Source organism: Bifidobacterium asteroides (assembly GCF_003202755.1).
GTDB classification, from domain to species: domain Bacteria; phylum Actinomycetota; class Actinomycetes; order Actinomycetales; family Bifidobacteriaceae; genus Bombiscardovia; species Bombiscardovia asteroides_F.
Window position 1 is genome coordinate 535,801 of record NZ_QGLK01000005.1, and the last position, 22,259, is coordinate 558,059.

The following is a 22,259-nucleotide window of genomic DNA, read 5'->3' on the forward strand; positions in this document are numbered from 1 at the left end:
GGAGTTGATGCGCCTACTAGCATACCGTTACCCCACCTGCACATTACCTTACGTAAAGTTGGAGTATGATTACGCCCGCGGACATGGCGCGCATGCTTGCACATAGCGCCGACTCTGCGGACACCCATGCCCGCGGCCAGCAGAGGCAGGACCATCTTGTGGAAACCGTAAGCGAACGTCTGGATCCGCAGGTCCGCGAGCGCATACAGACAGAGGATGACGCTCCCACGCCTGCCCTCATGCCCCGGCATAAGCACGCACCAGGACCTTCAACCTTTGCCTCCCTGGATGCCCAGGAGCTGCCCGTGGTACGTGAGTATTCGGCGGGCGGACTGATCTTCGACCGGCATGACCGGGTGGCCATCATCGCCCGGCACTCCCGCTCGGGCCATCTGGAATGGTGCCTGCCCAAGGGCCATATCGAGAAGGGGGAAACACCCGAGCAGACGGCGGTGCGCGAGGTTCACGAAGAGACTGGGATACTGGGCCGGGTGACCGATTCCATCGCCACCATCGACTACTGGTTCACCGGAACCAACCAGCGGGTCCACAAGCTGGTCCATCATTTCGTCCTGCGGATGATCGGCGGCTCCCTGAGTGTGGAAGGCGACCCCGATCATGAGGCCGAAGATGCCATCTGGGTGGACTTCTCCGACCTGACCTCGGTGCTCAGTTACCCCAATGAGCGTAAAATAGCCTGGCTCTACGCGAGGAAGTACAAAAAACAGCCATGATCCAGACCCCCCTGCGCCCGAGCGGGCGCACCAGCCAGCGCACCCATGCCTTCAATCGATGGACCCAGTGGGCTCGAATCCTGCTAACGATCGTCCTTCTGCTGGTCTTGGTGATAGCCCCTTGGCATCCGGCACCAGCCCTGGCTGCCACCAATCAGCAGAGCTCTGCTGAGGTGGCCCTGCGCTGGTCTACGCCAGTGGTGACCGACAAGTCCGGCTATGCTCTGCGCGCTGCGGTGACCAACACCGCCAACCAGCCCATGGAGAATGCCCATCTGAGCGTGTCCACCAGCGCCCTCTACTCTTTCAGCTCCCGAACCGACATGCAGACCTGGTCTGAAGGCCACGCCCGCATCCCCACCCCGGATCTGCTGGGCACACAGACCGTACCGACAATCCCAGCAGGGCAGAGCATCGAAGTTGCAGTCAACGTGCCGGCTGATCAGGACGCAATCAAGAAAATGGCCAGCTGGGGGCCCAAACCCGTCCGGCTTTCCCTGAGCGACGATCAGGGCCGGATCCTGGGCGACGTTTTCACTTTTCTGACCCGGACCTGGGATGGCCTGCCCACCGCAGGCACCCCCGCCCTGTCCCTGACCATGGTCCTGCCGCTGACCTCCTCGGACTGGAACATTGACGACAAAGCCATGACAGCGCTGATGACCCAGTCAGGTTCGGGCAACGATAAAAACCGGAGTGTGACGCTAACCCGCCAAGGGGCCCGCCGCCAGGAGGACCAGAGCCAGCTGCTGTCCAAACATGGGTCCCTGCAGACCTTGGGCGATCCGGTCTATCTGTCCGCCTTCGTCAATCGTCCCCAGATCCAGGGGCTGATTCAGCCAGCCGACTTCGACATCACTGGGTATGCCTCCCAGAATCAGGACCGCTATGCCCAGGCTGGGGTCACTCCCGAATCCTGGAGCGCCCAGACCGCGGCCAAGCTCTATGCCGACAGCGCGCCTGACACATACGCCTGGCAGGGTAGACGGGAGTGGACCATGGAATCCATTACCACCGCCCGTCGTGCCGGCTATCAGACGGTCATCGCCCCCCAAGGCTTTGAGGTCGGTGCCGACACCTCCGCCCACACCGGCAAATACACCATCGAAACCAAAGCTGGAAAGGTGACCGTCCTGTCGGCCCAGCGGGAGCTCAGTAACCTGGCCAGAGGCCACCCCAGCTCCACACGCGCCACCGGGGAGCAGACACAGGCCGGGCAGACGGCCCGCTTCATAGCCCAGAGCGCTTTCTATCAGATGGAACAGCCCTACGCCGAACGCTCTCTCCTGGTCTGCTTCGATACCGATGAGGACACCCAGCAGGCAGACCGGATCATGACCGAACTGGAGCATGCCCCATGGATCAGCCTTAAGTCCATGGACAACCTGATGCAGGCGCCCGACTTCACTGGCGGGTCGTCGAGTCTGCTCAAGGCCCTGGAACTCGACAGCACCAAGAGCAGCACCAAACATGGCGATGGTTCGATAGGCACCCTGGACTCCCTGACCGCCAGCCGGGCTGAGATCGACCGGTTCGCCACCACCATCCTGGCTGACGGCAAGCAGGATTCCCAACCCACTGCCAGCGCCACGGCAGGCAAGACCGACAGCCAGGCCCTGGCTCGCCAAGATGCCAACACCACTGCCCGACAACCTAAGGATCCGCATCAGTGGTTGAACCAGCTGACTGTCGCCCACGACGACCTGGCTCTGAAGTCACTGGGTGGAACCGCAGCCGCCGCTGGTTTGGCCGATCAGGCTGAGGCCATATCCCATCGACTCCTGGACGGGGTCAGCATCACGCCCAGCGAGTCTCTGAACGTCGTCAGCGAGACTGCCTCCATGCCCGTGACCGTCAGCAACAGCCACCCCTACCCTGTCCACGCCCGCATCAGCGCGCGAACCGACTCCATGGAGATCGTCACCTCACGTATGGCGGAGGCGGTCATTCCCGCCCGATCAGAAGCCCAGGTGACTTTCAAGGTCAGGGTGGCAGCAGCCGGCAGAGCCAATGTGGATATCGGCCTGCTGGACCGCCAGGGCAGACCCTTCGGCCAGGTGCGCCAGGCTCAGATCACCAGCAATCTACGGCTGAGCGACATGAGCGGCATGGTCATCATTGTCATCGCCGTGCTCCTGGGACTTTTGGGGCTCTGGCGGCAGTTCCACCGTACGAAGGACCCGGACGAATGAGTTCCGTAGGGCGCAATTCCGCCATCATGGCCACGGGCACCGCGGCCTCCCGTGTGACCGGGCAGATCCGCACCATACTGTTGGCAGCCGCCATAGGCACCACCGGAATCGCGGCTGACGCCTACCAGACCGGTGCCATGATTCCTCAGGTCATGTTCACTCTGATCTCGGGCGGCATCTTCAACGCCGTCCTGGTCCCACAGATTGTGCGCACCCTCAAGGAGCGGGACGCAGCAGACCGGCTGAACAAGCTGATCACGGTCGCCATGGTCCTCCTGGCCCTGCTGACGCTGCTGCTGATGCTGGGCACTCCGGTGCTGACCACCGTCTATCTGAACTCCAAGTGGAACCCCGCGCAGCGGGCGCTGGCCAACTCCTTTACTCTCTGGTGCATGCCCCAAGTCTTCTTCTACGGGCTCTACACGGTCCTGGGACAGATCCTGGCCGCCAAGGGCCGGTTCACCGCATACGCCTGGAGCTCGGTGGGTGCCAACGTTATCAGCTGCCTGGGCTTCCTGGTCTTCATCTTCTTGTTCGGCAACGCCCGCAATCAGCCGGTCGGCTTCTGGGACAACGGCAAGGTGGCCCTGACAGCTGGAGCCTGGACCGCGGGGGTGGCCTTCCAGGCGCTGGTCCTCTTCATCCCCCTGATCATGAGCGGTTTCCGCTATCGTCCTCGCTGGGGCCTGCGAGGAATCGGCCTGCGATCCATGGGCTCGGTGGCGGCCTGGAGCATGTGCGTGGTCATCATCAACCAGCTGGCCAACGTGGTCAATGCCCGCATCAACAACGGCGCCCCCCTGGAGGGCAACCCATTCGACATTGCCGGCAACGGCTCCTATCAGAACGCCTACACCATCTTCATACTGCCCTACTCACTGGTAGCCGTCTCAGTCAGCACGGCCCTCTTCCCCAAGCTGTCCAAGGCGGTTTCTGACGGCCGCATAGGGGATGCCCGCAATGATCTGAGCCAGGCCCTGCGCAATGTCGGACTGGTGATGTTCTTCTTCGCCGCAGTCCTCCTGGCAATTCCGGTGCCCATTACCCGAGCCCTGCTGCCCTCGGTAAGCGTCCATGAGTCTGTCCTTATCTCAGGACCGCTGATAACCCTGTCCCTAGGGCTGGTTCCCACGAGCGCCTTCCTGCTCATTCAGCGCACCTTCTACGCCTTCGAGGATGGCCGGCATCCTTTCATCTTCGCGGCCGTCTCCAACACCATCCAAGTAGCACTGGTTTTGGTATCCATACGCTTGTTACCTCCCCGTTACTGGGCGGCGATGGTAGGGCTGAGCTTGTCCCTGAGCAATCTCCTCAGCTTCCCTGTTCTGGCTCACATGCTGCGCAGCCCCTTCCAGGGGAATCTGGACGAGCGGCGGATTCTGATCACCTACGCCAAGGCTTTCCTGGCTGCAGGATTGGCCCTGGCAGCCGCCCTGACGGTCAAAACTCCAGTGACCCATCTTGTCGGTGCCTGGATTCAGGGCCAGCAGGGTCACATGAGCTGGGTGCAGGCGCTCCTCATCTGCATAGTCATTACCCTGCTGACGGCAATTATCTATACCGTGACCCTGGTAGCCCTGCGCACGGAAGAATTTATCCAGCTTCTGCTCGACCTGGCCCGTCGGCTGGGCAGGACAGCCAGGCACCCCGTCCGCAGCCTGGACGCTCTGCAAGGACGACCCTCCCGATTGGCCGACCGCTCGGTCAGGGTGGTGCACTCCTCCTCCCCCGATTCCGCCCTGCCCGGCATAGACGCAGCATTGGAGAACCTTGAGGAGGCCCCTGAGTTCGATACTGATGGAGAATCCGCGATAGCCGGACCTCCGCCGGCCCCTCCGACCCCGCAACCCGTTAGGATTGTACCTAGGAACAGCAAGGTCCACCACGGTGTCGTCGACTACAGGCGACGCCCCACTTCTGATGAGAGCTCGGCAACCATGAACGCGCATATCGGAGACACCATCCTCGGCAGATATACCCTGGTCACCCTGCTCCGCCGCGCGAACGGTCTGAGCGCCTGGCGGGCCAAGGACAAGGTCCTGGATAGGGACTGCCAGCTCTTCATCGCCGGGGATTCCACCTGCATGGACCGGATCAACGTCAACGCCTCCAGCCTGGCGCTGAGCAAAGACCGCCGTTTCACCCCGGTCTACCAACTGCACACTCGTGACAAGGTCTCCCTGATCGTCACCGCCCCCGATGCTGGCATGTCCCTGAGGGACTACATGCACGGACCCGCCGGGGAAACGCTCAGCGACCGGGCCATCGGCACCATCATGGGAGAGGTCACCGAGGCCATGCGCACCCTGCATGCCGCCGGCATGGTCGATTATGCGGTCTCCACGAGCACCATCAGGCTGGCTCCAGCCTCGATCACCCTGGCCGATGCCCCCATATCGCCCATGCTTGAACACCCGTCGGTCTCAACTGAGATGGGACTGACGGACGAGGAATATGCCATACGTGAGCTGGCCGGTGTGCTCTATGCCATGCTGACCAGACGGGCCGATCAGGACGGGCGGCAGCCCAGTCTGCAGAAACTGCCCAAGCAGACCCCGGAAGAGTTCAGAATCATCTGCATGCGTGGATTGGGGCTGGCTAATGAGCAGGGAGCCGTACCGGTCCCACTGGTCACCCTGGCGGAGCTTTCGGCCCTGCTCAGCCCCTGGGTTCCGCCTGAGGAACTGACCGACAGCGATCTGATCTGGCCCGAGCTGGACGGCCGTGCCTCCATCGAGGCTGTGGCCCTGCGCCCGGTGGATCCCAAGAACGTACTCCCGCTTCCCGCAGGTCTAACCTCCTCGGCCCTGCCTGCCGCGCAAACCGTGTCTTACCATGAGCCGCATTGGAAGACCAACCAACTGCTCTTCCCCGGCCGTAGCGAGATCGAGATGCTCAATCCAGAGGATACGGATACCGATCTCTTCTCGCTCTTTGATGAACGCCAGCGGCTGCGCTCGCTGAACAGCTCCTCCCGCAAGACGGAGGCCATGGATGTGAGCGCACTCAGGGCGACAACGGCCAGGCCCGCAGCCATGTATGAGGAAGAGTCCAAGGCTGTGACCGGACGAGTGCCGACCGTCAAAGGCAATCAGCGTAAACCCTCCGAGGCTCTCAGCGGCAACGGTGTGACTGCCAACAATCCCGTGGAACGGGGCTTCTCCCAGTGGGACTTCCACAAGTCCAGCAGCGGGGAGAACGGTCCGGCAGTCGGCAGCAACCAGGCCAAGGCAACCTCCAACCTGAACGCTTCACAGGACAGCAGAGGTTCACATACGCGCCAAACAGACGCTGCGGCCGCCAAATCTCATGTCGAAAGTGAAGGAGAACCCGCAGCCCGGAGTGAACACCCTCGCTCCTCCGCTACTTCTGAAAAGACCAAGGCCCCTACCCAGGCAGCCCGCTCCTCCAAGAACACTGATTTCGATGAGGAGGAGCAGCAGACCACAGTCATGGAGCCCCTGCCCCCCAGCTTCACACCTGAAATCCACTCCATGCCCGTGCCGGTGACTTACTCGGTACTTCCTGACGATGAGCAGGATAAGGATCTGAATGATGATACCGATATGGCTGACACCCGCCTGTTCGGTCGCTTCACAACTCGCTCAGTGGTTATTGCCATAGCGGCGGTAATCGTTGTGGTGGCCCTGGTCTGGGCCCTCTCGACCATTACTGGGTCACGATCCAAAGTCGGCAAAAGTGAGGGCGGCTGGCCGGTCATGTCTAACGTGCCCTTCCCAGGCAAGACCAATGAGAGCGAGGAAGCAACTCCCTCCAGCAATGACAACGGCGATGATCAGGCTCAGGCTGGCGCAGATGCTGATACCGATAAGGTCAGCCACGCTGATAAGGAGGCAGGAAAGGTTCCCGATCCGCCCAAGCCCAAGAACACCACGGCATATCAGACCAGTCGCCAGCTCTTCCTCAACAAGCCTGCCGGCCTTCAGGGTTATGGATGGTATATGCATCTGACCCAGCCAGAAGAGGTCTCTCGCCTGACCATCGTCGCGCCTCAGAGTGGCGGCCACGCCCAAATCTATGCGAATTCCACGGCAGCTCAGCCCAACCAGGGACAGCCGCTGGCCGACTTCAGCTTCGATGCCTCAGGAACCACCCAGGTCACCCTACGCGAGCCGGTGACGACTCAGGACCTGGTCGTCTGGGTGCCCATGGACGGCATGCCAGGAAACACCCTGCGCTTCACTTCCGTCCAAGCCTTCTGAGCATGACTATGGGTCGGCGGCAACAAGGCGAATCACCCCGACGTCGACTCACAGACCACCTGTCAACCACAATTGCCTGCAAGCTCCTTGAACCCCATCGGCCAGACATGACTGCCCACCCATCCATATGCCGATATCATGGGGTGTACCGAAATGGTAATGTGTTGGATTTTTCCTCCTACATAACGCCCGCAGGTAATACAGTTTCCTTAGACAACGGCGGCAGGAAGGCGGAAGTCAGTTATGGCGGATGATCCCAATATTGCGTCCAAGGTTATCAAGAACGATCCTTGGTATAGCTCCTATGCAACACGAGCCGAGCAGATGCGCGCATCCGAGATTCGTGCCCTCTTCGCCGTGGCCAATCGGCCTGAGGTGGTCTCACTGGCTGGCGGGATGCCCTACCTGGGCCGGATGCCCTTTGATAAGTTGGCCGACCAGCTCGGCGACATGCTGCGGAGCAAGGGCCAGGTGGCCTGGCAGTATGGGTCAGCGCAGGGCGATCCCCATCTGCGCGAAGACGTGCTGCCCATTATGGAGCTGGAAGGCATCAAGGACGCCCAGCCGGATGATGTGGTTATCGTCAACGGTTCCCAGTCTGGACTGGACCTGATTACCAGGATCATGTGCGACCCCGGCGATGTGGTGCTGGCTGAGGCGCCCAACTATGTGGGCGCTCTGGGTGTCTTCCAATCCTTCCAGGTCGATGTTGTCAACGTGGCCATGGACGGAGACGGGCTGATTCCCGAGGCTCTGGAGGAAACCATTCTGGAGCAACGCCACCAGGGCAAGGCAGTCAAGTTCCTCTACACCGTACCTAACTTCCACAATCCTGCCGGCGCCACTATGAGCGTCGAGCGGCGGCCACGAGTCATCGAGATCGCTAAAAAATACCATGTGCTCATAGTGGAGGACAATCCCTATGGACTGCTGGCCTTCGACGGCAAGACCTATCCGGCCCTGCGCTCTTACGACTCCGAGGGCATTGTCTACCTGAGCAGCTTCTCCAAGATTATCGCTCCGGGCATGCGCGTGGCCTGGATGGTTGCACCTCCCGGCATCCGACAGAAGCTGGTTTTGGCCAACGAGTCAGCCATTCTCTGCCCCTCCAACATGAGCCAGATGACCATCACCACCTATCTGGACAACTTTGACTGGAAATCGCAGATCAACGACTACCGGGGAATGTACAAGGAACGCTGCGATGCCATGGATAAGGCCTTGAAGGAATATCTGCCCTACTGTTCGTGGCTGAAGCCCAAGGGCGGCTTCTACATCTGGCTGCAGATACCCCAAGGGCTCAACGCCAAGGACATGCTGCCCAGGGCGATTACCGCCAAGGTGGCTTACGTGTCAGGCACAGCCTTCTACGATAACGGGGAGGGCGCGGACCATATGCGCCTGTCTTTCTGCTACCCCACTCCCGATCGGATCCGAGAGGGAATACGCAGACTGTCAACGGTCATCGAGAATGAACTCGCCACCGTCCGGCTGTTCGAGCCCGACAGCGGCAAGGAAAGGGGCTGAATCATGGCGGCCAAGCACAGCAAGACACCACGGCAGCAGACCGGCGGCAAAACTCCGGCAGCCGGCAAGGCCAAGACAACTGCGAGCGCGATGACAACCGCAGTCGCCAGCCCGGCCAACACCGCAACCACCACTGCGGCCACGGCTGCTGGCGAACCGGCCAAAAGAGCCAGGCGGACCTCGCATCGCTCCACTCGTGAGGCCACGCCGTTCACCATGGACGATGTCCTCTCCCTAGCGAGCAAGGCCACCAAGCGTGCCGATAAGTCCCTCCTGGTTATCTGCGGTGGCCTCAGCCATGAGCGCGATGTCTCAATCAGCTCGGGGCATCGAGTCCAGGGATTCCTGGAAGAGGCCGGATGGACGGTCCACGTCCACGACATGGACGGCTCGCTCCTGCCCTACCTGACCGATGAGTCGACCCGCCCTGATCTGGTCTGGCCTCTGCTGCACGGTGCCAACGGCGAAGACGGCTCCATCCGTGATGTCTTAGAGATGGCGGAACTGCCCTACATTGGATCCCGGGCCAAGGCCTCCCGGACCGCCTGGAGCAAACCCATCGCCAAGAATGTTGTCCGCATGGCCGGGTTGCAGACGCCACATTCCGTGACCTTGCCCGAGTCCATGTTCCGCGAGCTGGGAGTCGAACCCGTTATCGATATGCTTCTAGGTTCGCTGGGACTCCCGCTCTTCATCAAGCCCACCATGGGTGGCTCAGCCATGGGTTGCACCATGGTGACTGAACAGAGCCAGCTCACTCAGGCGTTGATCAACTGCTTCGCCTACGGTGATGTGGCTCTAATCGAACAGGCTGTCACGGGCACTGAAGTCTCCGTCTCCATCCTCGAATTCGACGGACATCCCTTGGTTCTGCCTCCGCTCGAAATCTGGACTCCTTCAGGCACCTACGACTTCGAGGCTCGTTCCACCCCCGGCCCAACGGAGTTTTATGTTCCAGCCCGACTGGACGCCAAGACCACACAGGCTGTGAGCGATGCTGCACTGACTGCCCACCAGGCTTTGGGACTCCGCGATATCTCACGCACCGACTTCATTGTTGATGCCCAAGGTCAGCCGCAATTCCTGGAGTCCAACGTGGCGCCCGGCATGACGGACACCTCGCTTCTGCCCCAATCAGCCCAGGCGGCCGGCTACAACTTGCCAGAGCTATACACGGCATTGGTTCAATCAGTTTTGAATCAAAAACGAACCGACTGAAATCCCAAAGCCTATCTGGTTCTGCCTACCATTCGGTTAGCATGAGGAAAGTCCGCATGATGCATGGTGTGTAAATTGCGCAATATGCATCACGCGGACTTGCAATATACGTAGCCTGCGAATACAGGCAGGGCAGATAGTGCGCAAGATGAGCACACTACACGGACTAACAGTTTGTACTCATTGAGCACGATGCTCTATTCTGCGTTCATTATTCTCATCATCATTCTCCTCTGGCCACCAAACGTCAGTTGTTCACCAGTCACCACTCATCGTCGGTTATTCCACTCCCTCTATCTGTTAATCTTGACCCCCACTTCTCCTTCACTGCTCAGTCAAAGCTAACACTGACTGAAAGGTCTGCTCAACCTAGTCTCGGTTTTTATATTGTCGACTAGGCTGACCTGCAGAAGAGAGGCGGTCTAATAAATAGCCGATGCCAGAATGGCCGGTCATTCTCCGGAACTCAACTCACAGTAAACTGCTGTATCGCTCCACACCCATGCATGCAATCGTGGTCGATATCGAATGTTTCACGTGAAACATTCTGGGATGATCGACTTATTTCACGGCACAACGCCTATGACCGGCAGCGAATCCCGCCAGTTAAAAGTGCGAGTCTAATAAAGCAATGGGTCAGATAAAAATGAATACAACCTTTCTAGGACAGCAATCATAGGGAGTTCTGCACCAATCGGCACGGAATGGTTTTACCAAGATGTTTATCAAGCTGACTTGACTACATATAAGGTGTAGACATCACTGCTTTTCTGCCTTCGAGAATCGAGTCATCGCTACTATGGCATCAAGAACTTCGAACGAAAGCTAAGTCCGCACCAGTAAATCGCAATTCCGTCACTGGCATTGTTGCGTCAATTCATTAACCGTAATTTGTTGGTCCTCATCGCTGAGAACACGATCTTCCTATCTGAATTCATCTTTCGCGTCATATCGCTTACGACCGGTTCGCTCCCCCGCGACCGCTCCAAAGCCATCAATAAGAGCCCATAGAGACCTTGCAGATCAGTGGATACATATTACAGGCGCATCCGTCTTTGTTGAAGGACCATACTTTCGTAAGATCAAACAAACAATTGAAACAGTACCCCACCATGATTGAGCTGCCTACGGCCTAGCTAGATATTCCTTACTTGTTTCTTTTGCTTTCCTCGCTCTTGTTTGAAGCGCGCGAAGAACTTTCAACAGTTTCTTCCTGAGTTGATGATGAACACCGGCCGGCACTCCTAGCAGTCATATCTTCATCAGCCCCAAGGCTTTTGTCTGTTGTCAGAGAATCGGCGCCCAACTCGTCGTTGTTGTCATCAGGGCTTGGAGGATTCCAAAAACGCCAGCTATGCCAGCTGTCATCCTCGCTCTTATCATCTGTTTGATGGCTGGGATGCTCCCGCAGCAATCGATCAACTCGGAGCATAAACCAGATCAGCACCAGAATCGTCCCAAGATTGGTTAGGATGGCGACTATCACAGTTTTCTCCATGGTTCAAGAATAGCCTGCCCCTGTCAGAACCGAGCTTACTGTGAGCTAACAAGCGCTCTTTTTCGCCCACCGCATGTGACTCAGTCATCCTGAATAGATACAGTAGCGTTATGAAGCAAACTGTTCATGATGCGATTGTTATAGGGTCCGGACCAGCAGGTTACACCGCTGCCATTTATCTTAGCAGGGCTGGATATGCTCCACTCGTTATTGCAGGAGCCCTAACACCTGGCGGTCAGCTTATGAACACGACGGAAGTAGAGAACTTCCCTGGATTCCCTAAAGCAGTGCTCGGCCCCGATCTTATGGATCAGATGCGTGATCAGGCCGAACATTTTGGTGCTCAGATTGAATACGATGATGTCGTCTCAGTTGACTTGAGCGGAGACGTCAAACGGATCACCACCGATGGCGGCGAAGAATATCAAGCTCGAGTCGTCGTCATCACCACTGGCTCGCAATATCGTAAATTGGATATTCCCGGCGAGCGTGAGTTCTCAGGACGAGGAGTATCCTACTGCGCCACATGCGACGGCTTCTTCTTCAAGGACAAGCCCATTGTAGTGGTTGGTGGAGGCGACTCTGCCATGGGTGACGCGGACTTCCTGACCCGTTTTGGCTCTTCTGTTACACTGATCCATCGTCGCCAGGGCTTCCGCGCTTCAAAAATCATGGTGGACCGTGCCAAGGCAAATGACAAAATCAACTTCCTTCTTGATTCGGTCGTCACTCGGATCAACGGCGACGATAGCGGCGTAACCTCTTTGGATGTCCGCAATACTGCCACTGACCAGCAGTCCACTATTCCAGCTAATGGAGTCTTCGTAGCCATTGGATTCACTCCTCAGACTGCTTTCCTTAATGGCCAAATTGATCTGGATCAGGACGGCTATATCCTGGTCGAAGGTGGGTCAACGAAGACTTCTACACCTGGGGTCTTTGCCGCTGGTGATGTCACCGACAAGATCTATCGTCAGGCCATTTCCGCTGCTGGCATGGGTTGCCGTGCTGCTTTAGATGCTCAGGAGTATCTTACGAATTTGGATAACCGATAGGGCTTGATACGCGCCTCGGCAAACAAGAATTTACGTGCCTGGCAGTTTACAATTGCCAGGCACTTCGTTTATCGATTATGCGCAGCTGCCTATACTTAGTTTCCTTTTGTTCTCCATTAATATCCACCGGACACCCTACTCAACAGGAACATTCCCTACCCTACAGCTGCTCACATTATCCTCTGCTGACACAAGCTACTTTCCACTGATGCAACTTGCCACAACAGAGGTCACCTCCTTCTAACGCCACAACTGAAAATTCTTAAGGTTGCGCTGCACGAATCTGTCACCTCATCTCAACGGCTAAGGCCAACCTCTGTAAAAAGCCGCACAAAAGCAAGGGCTTATTACCTACCAGATGACAAACGCACAAACAACAATTCCATCATGGCCGAATAGGTGGCTTGCCAACAACGACTAACTGCATATCTTTCGATTGAATGTACCCATCACACTACTGACAAGTATGAAGGCGAGAGACCGATACGACTAGATATAGCTACCCGACAAAATGACCTGAGTAACCAGGTCTGTAGCGATTCACAATCCAACTGCCTGCCGGCTGGCTATTTTCCAGCTTCATGCTGATTAATCGAACTTTTCAGCACTGATATATCTGATCAGTGAATGGAACATACCTATGATGCCCAATCATTCTGGTCCTAAGACAAATTCAGCGATTGCTCATCAGCTCAAACTAAACTCGATTGGGTTACGAACCAATCGCTCACTTTGACGGCAAAGTTTGGATAAGCAAATCCTGAAGTCTCACTTTCAGAATGGAATCAAATCCAGCCTCTATCACCTGAATGACTGTCATTGCTGGCAGATTGATTCTTTTCCAAAAGAATGGCAACGATTCGGTCCATGTCTTCAGGCGAAGAAAATACGATTTCTATTTTCCCGTGGTTTTTAGTGCCCTTAATGGCCACCTTGGTATCAAAGTGACTTTCCAGATCCTGGCGTACAGGACTATCAGCCCAGGCGTTTACCCTAGGCTTCTTTGCGCTCTTCTTCGCCTGCCCAGTCTGCAAGGCGACAAGTTCCTCAGTAGATCTTACCGACAGACCTTCAGCAATAATCTTGTCCGCCAGAGCAGTCATAGACTTTTCATCCGGCAAAGTAAGCAAGGCTCGGGCATGCCCAGCTGACAATACGCCTGAGCTTACTTTTTTCTGCACGCTCGGGGGCAACTTCAACAATCGGAGCGTGTTCGTGATCTGAGGTCTGGACTTGGAGATCGACTTAGACAAACCGTCCTGTGTCAAGCCGAACTCATCAATCATTTGCTGATAAGCGGCTGCTTCTTCCAACGGATTAAGAGCCACTCTATGGAGATTCTCAAGCAAGGCATCGCGCAACATGGTGTCGTCGCCCGTTGTTTTCACAATTGCAGGTATGGTATCCAGCCCAGCCAATCGTGTAGCACGCCAACGACGCTCACCCATTATGATTTCATAATGAGTTGTTTGTTTCGGACCCGTTTCGCCCTGATTTGAAAGCTGACTAGATTGTTCCTCACCGGTCTTACTATCAAATGCCGTGGATTTGCTTCTCGCGCCGTCAACTGAGATTGTCTTATTCTCGATAGTTCTTGGACCGTCTACAAGAGGTGATCTTCGCACCACTATGGGCTGCAATACACCAACTTCCTTGATTGAACGGGAAAGCTCCAACAGTTCATCTTCATCGAAGATTTGTCTCGGCTGCTGAGCATTTGGCCTAATATCGTCCACCTGCACCTCGGCCAAGTACCCACCTTGGACGGGTTTCAGCTCCTCTTGGCTATTGCCCTTTGTCGCATTAGTCGGCTCAGTATTATTCCCAACAATAGGTGTGCGGTTAACGCTTTGCTGAGTCTTTCTTGTCCGAGGATCGACAGCCTTACTTGATTCCATCATCGGCAATGTTTCACGTGAAACATTTGTCGTCGTAGGGCCGAAGAATAGATCACTTGGGTGTTCCAGGCTGCTGATGGACGGGACTGACCGACGCTTGGTAGTCCTCTTCGAAGCAGATGTTTCACGTGAAACATCTACGTTGAGCGACTCGGAAATGCTGACACGCTTTTGTCCCATGGTGGAACGTGTACGACCGCTCTCAGAAGACTTTACCGAAGCTGCTTGTTGAGAGCTTGCACGGCCCGAATGCGTTGTACTGCGTTCTCCTTTGGCTCCATCTTTTTCCGAGACGTCCGTCTCTGTGCGATGATGTCCGTCTGGTTCTGCACCCAAGCCTTGAAGAGTGGGCTGCTTGTTGCCGGAATTCGGTACTTTGTTATCTTGTTGCTGACCTTTGTCGGCATTGGTTTCGTCTTCTTCACCTGGCAGGGCGGGAAACAGAGCCCCCAAGCCCTTGCCTAACCGTGAACGGCTTGTCATGTCCTCACTCCCCCTGTCTTCTATTGGCAATATGTTCCAGTACTTGCTCGGATCTCTGGGCGATTTCTAACGCCGCCTCTTCATAAGCGATAGCACCAGCTCCTTTAGGGTCGTAGGTAACAACGCTTTGCTGGAAGCTGGGAGCTTCAGAGATCTTGACGGAACGCGGGATGGTCGTGTTAAGCACAATCTCTGGATAATGTTCCTTGACTTGATCAAACACTTCTTTGCTGAGCAACGTCCGCCTGTCGTACATAGTCAACAACATGGTTGAGATTACGAGATAAGGATTATAGCTTTGCTGAACAAGTCCTATGGTATGCAGCAATTGTTGCAGTCCTTCAAGAGCATAGTACTCAGCTTGCACAGGGATCAATACCTCATTAACTGAACACATGGCATTCAGAACTAATAATCCGAGACTAGGAGGGCAATCAACCAGAACATAGTCATAATGCTGGTGGCAGATTTTAAGATAGTCGGCAACCGCTTTCTTCATGAGCTGATTGCGGTTGGGCATATCCGCAACTTCCAGCTCAGCACCACTTAGATCAATAGAAGACGGGACAACCTCAAGGTTGGGGAATCCAGGGGAAACCACCTTAACGTCGTCAATACCGAGACGCCCTTCGAGCACATCATATGTTGATGGAGTCCCGGATTCATGAGCTACCCCCAATGCGGTAGAAGCGTTACCTTGTGGATCCATATCGATTACCAATACACGTTCGTTGAACTCAGCAAATGCACATGCCAAATTGACAGTTGTCGTGGTTTTCCCTACACCACCTTTTTGATTTGCAACTGCAATGAAGCGTGTTTTTGAAGGGTGAGGGAATTCAGCCTGGCGTAAGGCCTGATAGCGCGCAGAAAGATCTGCCATCTCCGCACCAGACACCGAGCCAGTCCCGTCAGCGAATATGCGAGTCAGGATATCCGTTGCCGACTCCATACCTGATGCGTTCGGCTTGGACTTCTCACCGACATCCGGGGTATTTCTAGAAACGGGTTTCACCTTCTTCGATGCGGTCACGAACCTTCCTCCTTTTGATAACCATTCAATTTTCCCGTCCTAGTTGGACATGTCAAAATAGCTGATAGTTATACACGGTCACTGTTCATAACTGTGGATAAGTGTGGATAGATCCAATCAAGTCACAGCAGCTGACCTTTCTCCTAGATTATTAGATTTACCTTGTGATCATTGACAAGTCTGACGCTTCACATCCCATGCCATCGTCTACAAACGACGATGTGGATAATTCAACCGTCAAGTCAAAATTGTGCATAACTTACTAGCAGCAAATTGATAAATGAACTACGTCACCAAATTAAACAGCACCATTCATGGCTATAGTCAATGATTTGATCCACCTGTTGGATAGCTATTATAAATGCTGCTGTAACTCTCAAATTAAACCTTTGAACTACAAACCTCATACAACTGTGCGGCAATATGCTGTTTCACGTGAAACATCTATATTGTCTGGAAGTATCGTTACCCCGTTAATTGTCGACTGACGTAATTGGGCGACTTGGTTTTGTCTATTTTATTTTCGTAGTCTGGTTCGCCTACCAGCGATAACTGCTGACGGATCAACAGAACAGAACCTAATATTCAATTTTAAGAATTAGTTTTTATGTTGTTAAACAAAAGGCTTCAATATATCAATCAGCACTATATTTACTTCGTGTGATTATGGTTGAAGAAAAGGATCTAAGAAGTAGAGCCCTTGACAACCTTTCTCTAAAGAAGATATATAAGACATTACAACATCCTTTTGCCTTAACTTCAATAACACTAATCCTGATTGCTTCATTCTGAGCTGACCGCTTCACGTGAAACATTACGATCTATCTCTACATATAAAGCATCCAATGAAAGCGCAGGCTGAATATTGTAATATTCAGAGATGCCTTAGAAGTAGTAGTTACAGATGGACGTATGTTCCTGTATAACGTACTCACAGCAGTCTACTAGGTCTTTGGGATCAGTCACATCTGCAATCAAAGAAGTCTGGTTTCATTGTTGCTGATCAAAATAAACCTACATTTTATAATGTTTCACGTGAAACATCCTTTCGTGGACACATCTGAAATTGGTGACTAGCTCTCCTATAGCTCGATCCCTTTACCTCTTTACCCCACACAGCAGAGGTATTGCCGCTCTCAGGACTATTTTAAAGACTTAGTCTTAGCTGATTAATCGATAAATCATGCAAGCTTCATGCATACGCAAGAATCTGTCATACCTCTACTAATATTAATAAGAAACCGCAAAAGTCGTCACGTAGGATAGACACAATAAACCCCTTTGGAGTAAGGGTAATACATAAATGAGTACAGCAAGAAATGCATAGTTACGACGATCTAGTACATGAAGCATATAAGCGCATGGATCCTGCAGCTTCCAAAATACAACATCTCCTGAGACGGTTAATCCAACAATAGAAAGATGGCGGTATACCTAATTCTGAGATAAAACATCCTACGAACAGTCTAATACTGCTTGGACAACAAAATCAGGATGCAATGATATCTCCGGCCCAACAAAACTAAAGAGGCAAAGTGACGTGCATAATATTCACAACGCAGGATATCTTCATTTCAAATAATATAATGAGATATACTCTATTCTATCTGTTATCTATTGCACTGTTTTAAATCTTAAGTATCAAAAAACTAGAAAGTTTCGAGCTGGAAGCACACCTAGGCAAACAATATAAATCACCAACGTGCTTGCTTCCCCCTTAGCCCAACATTCCATTCATGTCGACTGATCATCAGCTAAGCTGCTGTCTGGAAAAGACCTACTAAATCTGGTAGAGCTTAATCAGTCATCTTTACTCATGCTTTCAAGAAGGCTCTATGTTAAATACTGATGATTTATTATCTTATTTAGCCTATTCATATCTTCTGATTGGGTCGTATCTCAGACACCAAAGTTATTTAATAAAGCTATCAGCGTCGTACTTTAGTGCTTGTCCACGAGAACCACGTGAGTATCCTCAAGGCCGGGTGCGACTGGAGCTAGGCAAACCCGTGGATTCTCTCCATGACATTTTTTTATCTCTTTGGCTGCCTTATCGAGCTCCGCTTGCGCCGAACGACCCTTAAGCGCAATAAGCTGACCTCTCGATCGTAAAAGAGGTAGGGTCCATCCGGCGAGCTTAGTCATGGGGGCTACAGCTCGGCATGTCACGACATCAAAAGTCTGTGGAATTGAAAGATTGGATTGGGGGTCCGCTAAACCTGCTTCACCCGTCACCGTTGAAGAGTCATGGGCATTTACATCTTGTTGGCTGTCAGCATTCCTGGCTACGGCCGAGGTTAAAGAACCGCCACGGCTGTTATCGGAAACAGGCTGTTCCTCGATTCGACGACGACCGTGACGGCGACTCTGTAGACCCTTTTTGTTGTGCCTCATCGAAGCCTTGAAGGATTGTGGAATCAGATCCTCTGCACGCTTGCGAAGCACAACCGTATTAGTCAGGTGCAACTCATCAATGACTTCCTGCAGCCAAATTACACGCCGCTCCATTGGTTCGACAAGAACAACATTGCACTGCGGAAGGCAGGCAGCCAGCACAATACCTGGGAAGCCCCCACCAGAACCTATATCCGCCACAGTTGCCGTGTGACTGTCAGTGTTCAATCGCTCTTGCACGAAAGGCACAATAGCCGCTGAATTAAGTATGTGCCGCTCCCAAATAATGTCTTCATCGCGAGGGCCGATAATGCCCTTCTCCACACCTTCGCGTAAGAGCTTGTCGTGAAAACGCTGCATGGGTACCAGAGCATCACCGAGCACTTGCCTCAAGAGGGGACTATCATTCAGTTCATCATCCACAACGGCCATTTCAACTCCTCACGTTCACTTTCCACGTCTAGTCAGTCAAAACCAAAGTCAACGACAGATGCAGTCTCATATCCATCGGGATTTCACCATGCCAGAATCGAAAACAGCTGCATTTCTAAGACCGTTACCACCTTATAGTTTTCAACCGCAAAAGAGCGTCGAGAGTCATACACCTGTATCCTAGCGAAACAGCATGAGGGGTAGTCTCTGATAGAGAATCATCAACCAAGAGCAATTCGAATTAAGCAGCATGACAAACTAAGCACCATCATCAGCCAGACAACACTACACACCTGCCAAAAAACAAAGCACTGGAAGATAGCACAATAGATTTCGACAGTCTGACCGCGCCAGACAGTGGACCAATCCAAAAGGCCAACGTCATAAATACTTCATCGACGCATAACCCTGTGTGGCTTCCCAGTCACTTCCTATCAGCATCCGCAGGATCGTCATCAGCCTCGTAGTCAACCGAATCGTCGACCTGATCAGTTTCATCCACGTCCAGCGGAGCATCATACCCGACTGGCTCGTCCACAACATCGTCAGGCAGGTCTTCATCTTCGCTCTTGGCTTTCAGGTAGATGGTGACGTAACGGTGGGGTTCCTCACCATGGGAGCGTGACTTCAGCCCCTCCTCGCGAACCATGTCATGAACGATTTTGCGCTCAAAGGAGTTCATAGGCTTCATATTGACTGGATCGCCGGTCTCTCGAACCTCGTCAATCACATCCAGGGCCTGCTCGCGAAGATGTTCGCGCTTGCGCCGCAGGAAGCCGTCTACATCCACGATCAGATGGGAGCGCTCCCCTATCTTCTGTTGGACGGCCAAGCGTGTCAGCTGTTGAAGAGCATCGACCACCTCGCCATCCTTGCCGATCAGATGCTTAATGTCCGTATCGTCGTCAGCCACAATCTGCACGGTTGGACGGTGGTTGCGCACCCCCATCTCGATATCGCCCTCGTAATCGACGATGTCCAGCAACCCCTCCAGATAGTCGGCGGCGACATCCGCTTCCTCATTGAGTTGCTCGATGGTCTTTCCCTGGTCCAGAGACTGAGACATCTATGCTCTCCTTACACGCGTTTACATCCGATTCATAACCTCAGGTCCACTGGATTCCTGGTCACCAATCGAGTGTCCAGTATTGAGGATACACGGACGTGATGATTGCAGATTACTCCAGTATTCGCCCGACCGAAAGCCGGATCACCACGCCGGCCGCCACTGCCAGTAGCCGCATCAACGGCCGCGACGTTTGCGATGGGGCTGGGAACGCTGGTGGGAGATGTTCTTGTTGTTGCGGGCTTCCTCTTCCAACCTCTTGGCCTCCATCAACTGCTCCTCCTCCAACGAGGGCAGCCCCTGGCGCTTGCGGCGGGCATTCTCATGGCGGTGATCTCGCTCTTCCTTGCTCTCTGCGGCCGGCGAACCAGGAGTGGGCATATGGCGGACCTGGAAGAGGGTTCGGCCCAGATTCCAAAGATTGTTGGTCAGCCAGTAGATCAGCACGGCGAAGGGGAAGTAGATGCCGGAAAAAATGTACATGACCGGGAAGATGAAGGCCATCATCTGCTGCATCTTGTATTGCTGCCCCTGCATGGCCGATCTAGGCATGTTCCGCCGGACGTTGTGGAACTGTGAATAGAACATGGCCAGGCACATGAGCACGATAAAGACCACAATGACTATGCGGCCCGCACCCTGGGCGGACATGAAGTTGTCCGAAATCCGCAGCCCGAAAAAGGTGGTCTCTTCGAATTCTCGCGCCACCTGTCGATTGAAGGCTCCAAGGGGTGCCCGCTTACCCCGGGCGATGAAGGGCACAGCCGAAAGCACGTAGAACATGGTCATGAAGACCGGCCCCTGGACCAGCATTGGCAGACAGGACCCCATGGGGTTGGCATGATTATCCTGGTAGACCTTCATTGTTTCCCGGCTCATAGCCTCTCGGCTGGCTGGATCCTTCTTGTTGCGGTACTTGTTCTGGATCTTCATCAGCTTGGGCTGCAGAGCCTGCATCTTTTGCATGGATCGCAGCTGCTTGATGAAGAGCGGCAGCACGCACAGGTTGACGACAAGCACCAGCATCACTACCGAGAGCGCCCAGGCCACGCCGGGACCCTTATGGAACCCGATCAGGGTCAGGAACTTGTGGCAGTAGGTCATGATGTAGGTCATGAGCCATTCGATCGGGTACAGGATCTTGTAGAAGAAGCCGTATATGCCCGTATCGAAAGTGAAAGTGTCGTTGTTTTGGAACATTGTCAGGCCGTCTCCTTGTCTGGGGCCATGGGGGTCAGCCGGGCCTCCTCATGAGCCTTGGACCACGAGAACCGATAGAAGATGGAAAACCTTTGGGGCACGTCATCGATTCCGCCGTTGTTAAAGGGCGTGCAACGCAATAACCGCAGGACGGCCAGGATGGTTCCACGCAAGGCCCCGAACCGCCTCAGAGCGGTCAAAGCGTACTGGGAACAAGTCGGGTAGTAGCGGCACATCGGCGGCGACAAGGGTGAAATGTGGTGCTGATACCAGCGGACTGCATTCTGCAGAGCCCGGGAAGCCAGGCCGCTCATGCTCGGCATCCTTCTGTAACTTCCGGCCCTTGAACCGGTTGACGCTTGGACCCGGTGGACTGCGGATCTGACTGTCCCTGTATATAGAGACCGCTGGCAGTCTTTCCGGTCTTGAGCATAAGGTCACGGAAGAGCCTGTCCACTTGCTCCTCCAACTGCTTGTAGGTGGCTTTAGCAGCGCTGGGTTTGGCACGCATGACCAAATCACAAGAGGATGGCAGCAGGTCCTCCTTGGATCCGGCAAGTTGCCTGAATCTGCGCTTGACCTTGTTCCTGGTCACGGCCTTGCCCACATTTTTGGATACAGCGAGCCCCATGCGGCGTCTGCCTGTAGGCAGGATGTCATGCCGCCCTTCGCTCGCAGCCGATGTCGCCGACAGTGAGGTCACCGTCCGGTCAGATCCGGGTACCAAATAATGTATGACCAGATCCCGGCTGCTGACCCGATGGCGTCGCCTGAGCACCGCCGTGAACTCCCGGTGGCTCCTCAGCCGTTCCATCTTCTGAAAAGGAATTAGGATCCGATTCAGGCGGAGAGAGTCCGACGGCCCTTGGCCCGACGGCGGTTGATCAGGGCGCGACCGGAGCGGGTGCGCATGCGAGCGCGGAATCCGTGCTTCATGTGACGACGGCGATTGTTGGGCTGGAATGTCCTCTTCATAATTCGTTGCTCCCGTGTGTAGACATACTCGAGTACGGCTCGTTATGAGTCAAGCTATATCACGGTACACATGAGCCGGGACGGAGTCAAACGAGCCCCCGCCATCCAGCTGGCGAGAACCGCTCCATACCCTGTGCAAACCCTGTCATAGAGGGAGAAAGAGCATCTTTACTTATCCACAAATTACATCACTGTTATTCACATTCGGCGCAGATACAACACGCTATCCTGTGGATAACCGCGCAAAGTCGGTGTAACAATGGGCTACTGTCTACTTTGAGAGAAGCAGGAAGACCGGGAAATCCGTCGTCGAGAAGAGAGGAGCACACTG

General features: G+C 54.4%; 14 protein-coding genes and 1 pseudogene. 6 read left to right on the top strand and 9 right to left on the bottom strand.

Features of this window, described 5'->3' with window-relative positions:
* The first annotated feature begins 92 nt into the window (after nucleotides 1-92).
* From DKK74_RS08570 to DKK74_RS08590, 5 genes are all read left to right on the top strand, one after another.
* Entirely contained in the window at nucleotides 93-734 is a 642-nt protein-coding gene (locus DKK74_RS08570) for an NUDIX hydrolase (RefSeq protein WP_375537560.1), read from the top strand.
* A complete protein-coding gene (locus DKK74_RS08575; RefSeq protein ID WP_110413647.1) occupies nucleotides 731-2,926 on the top strand; it encodes a DUF6049 family protein in 2,196 nt (731 codons plus the stop codon). The genes DKK74_RS08570 and DKK74_RS08575 overlap by 4 nt, the downstream gene beginning before the upstream one ends.
* Nucleotides 2,923-7,149, top strand: coding sequence for a lipid II flippase MurJ (locus tag DKK74_RS08580; RefSeq protein WP_110413648.1), 4,227 nt, complete (start codon nucleotides 2,923-2,925; stop codon nucleotides 7,147-7,149). Before DKK74_RS08575 ends, DKK74_RS08580 begins: the two co-directional genes overlap by 4 nt.
* Nucleotides 7,150-7,392: 243 nt before the next feature.
* On the top strand, nucleotides 7,393-8,676 hold the full coding sequence (locus DKK74_RS08585; RefSeq protein WP_110413649.1) for an aminotransferase-like domain-containing protein: 1,284 nt from the start codon (nucleotides 7,393-7,395) through the stop codon (nucleotides 8,674-8,676).
* A gap of 3 nt (nucleotides 8,677-8,679) precedes the next feature.
* Nucleotides 8,680-9,894: a D-alanine--D-alanine ligase family protein gene (locus DKK74_RS08590; RefSeq protein WP_110413650.1), complete on the top strand. Its 1,215-nt coding sequence runs from the start codon at nucleotides 8,680-8,682 to the stop codon at nucleotides 9,892-9,894.
* 1,147 nt (nucleotides 9,895-11,041) lie between these two features.
* Here the strand turns inward: DKK74_RS08590 and DKK74_RS08700 are convergent.
* Nucleotides 11,042-11,380, bottom strand: a complete 339-nt coding sequence (locus DKK74_RS08700) for a hypothetical protein (protein ID WP_146210565.1) — start codon at nucleotides 11,378-11,380, stop codon at nucleotides 11,042-11,044.
* A gap of 122 nt (nucleotides 11,381-11,502) precedes the next feature.
* Here DKK74_RS08700 and trxB point away from each other — a divergent pair, with 122 nt between their 5' ends.
* Nucleotides 11,503-12,447: a thioredoxin-disulfide reductase gene (trxB, locus tag DKK74_RS08595; protein ID WP_110413651.1), complete on the top strand. Its 945-nt coding sequence runs from the start codon at nucleotides 11,503-11,505 to the stop codon at nucleotides 12,445-12,447.
* A 785-nt stretch (nucleotides 12,448-13,232) separates the two neighbouring features.
* Here the strand turns inward: trxB and DKK74_RS08600 are convergent.
* The 8 genes and pseudogenes from DKK74_RS08600 to rpmH form a co-directional block, all read right to left on the bottom strand.
* Entirely contained in the window at nucleotides 13,233-14,828 is a 1,596-nt protein-coding gene (locus DKK74_RS08600; RefSeq protein ID WP_110413652.1) for a ParB/RepB/Spo0J family partition protein, read from the bottom strand.
* 4 nt (nucleotides 14,829-14,832) lie between these two features.
* On the bottom strand, nucleotides 14,833-15,780 hold the full coding sequence (locus tag DKK74_RS08605) for a ParA family protein (protein ID WP_181414992.1): 948 nt from the start codon (nucleotides 15,778-15,780) through the stop codon (nucleotides 14,833-14,835).
* Between the two features lie 2,022 nt (nucleotides 15,781-17,802).
* Nucleotides 17,803-18,687 (bottom strand): 16S rRNA (guanine(527)-N(7))-methyltransferase RsmG, encoded by an 885-nt coding sequence (locus DKK74_RS08610; protein WP_110413654.1) that lies wholly within the window; start codon nucleotides 18,685-18,687, stop codon nucleotides 17,803-17,805.
* 424 nt (nucleotides 18,688-19,111) lie between these two features.
* Nucleotides 19,112-19,753 (bottom strand): Jag family protein, encoded by a 642-nt coding sequence (locus DKK74_RS08615; protein WP_110413655.1) that lies wholly within the window; start codon nucleotides 19,751-19,753, stop codon nucleotides 19,112-19,114.
* A gap of 177 nt (nucleotides 19,754-19,930) precedes the next feature.
* Nucleotides 19,931-20,953, bottom strand: coding sequence for a membrane protein insertase YidC (gene yidC, locus DKK74_RS08620; protein ID WP_110413656.1), 1,023 nt, complete (start codon nucleotides 20,951-20,953; stop codon nucleotides 19,931-19,933).
* Between the two features lie 2 nt (nucleotides 20,954-20,955).
* Nucleotides 20,956-21,267, bottom strand: a complete 312-nt coding sequence (gene yidD / locus DKK74_RS08625) for a membrane protein insertion efficiency factor YidD (protein ID WP_110413657.1) — start codon at nucleotides 21,265-21,267, stop codon at nucleotides 20,956-20,958.
* A 143-nt stretch (nucleotides 21,268-21,410) separates the two neighbouring features.
* Nucleotides 21,411-21,767, bottom strand: a pseudogene (rnpA, locus tag DKK74_RS08630) (ribonuclease P protein component); the annotation flags it as partial.
* Nucleotides 21,768-21,793: 26 nt separating this feature from the next.
* A complete protein-coding gene (rpmH, locus tag DKK74_RS08635) occupies nucleotides 21,794-21,928 on the bottom strand; it encodes a 50S ribosomal protein L34 (RefSeq protein WP_015022700.1) in 135 nt (44 codons plus the stop codon).
* Nucleotides 21,929-22,259 lie beyond the last annotated feature (331 nt).

Coding starts and splice junctions, on each gene's coding strand:
- DKK74_RS08570 (WP_375537560.1), top strand. CDS start 93: ATGCTTGCACATAGCGCCGACTCTGCGGACACCCATGCCCGCGGCCAG.
- DKK74_RS08575 (WP_110413647.1), top strand. CDS start 731: ATGATCCAGACCCCCCTGCGCCCGAGCGGGCGCACCAGCCAGCGCACC.
- DKK74_RS08580 (WP_110413648.1), top strand. CDS start 2,923: ATGAGTTCCGTAGGGCGCAATTCCGCCATCATGGCCACGGGCACCGCG.
- DKK74_RS08585 (WP_110413649.1), top strand. CDS start 7,393: ATGGCGGATGATCCCAATATTGCGTCCAAGGTTATCAAGAACGATCCT.
- DKK74_RS08590 (WP_110413650.1), top strand. CDS start 8,680: ATGGCGGCCAAGCACAGCAAGACACCACGGCAGCAGACCGGCGGCAAA.
- trxB (WP_110413651.1), top strand. CDS start 11,503: ATGAAGCAAACTGTTCATGATGCGATTGTTATAGGGTCCGGACCAGCA.
- DKK74_RS08600 (WP_110413652.1), bottom strand. CDS start 14,828: ATGACAAGCCGTTCACGGTTAGGCAAGGGCTTGGGGGCTCTGTTTCCC.
- DKK74_RS08605 (WP_181414992.1), bottom strand. CDS start 15,780: ATGGAGTCGGCAACGGATATCCTGACTCGCATATTCGCTGACGGGACT.
- DKK74_RS08610 (WP_110413654.1), bottom strand. CDS start 18,687: ATGGCCGTTGTGGATGATGAACTGAATGATAGTCCCCTCTTGAGGCAA.
- DKK74_RS08615 (WP_110413655.1), bottom strand. CDS start 19,753: ATGTCTCAGTCTCTGGACCAGGGAAAGACCATCGAGCAACTCAATGAG.
- yidC (WP_110413656.1), bottom strand. CDS start 20,953: ATGTTCCAAAACAACGACACTTTCACTTTCGATACGGGCATATACGGC.
- yidD (WP_110413657.1), bottom strand. CDS start 21,267: ATGAGCGGCCTGGCTTCCCGGGCTCTGCAGAATGCAGTCCGCTGGTAT.
- rpmH (WP_015022700.1), bottom strand. CDS start 21,928: ATGAAGAGGACATTCCAGCCCAACAATCGCCGTCGTCACATGAAGCAC.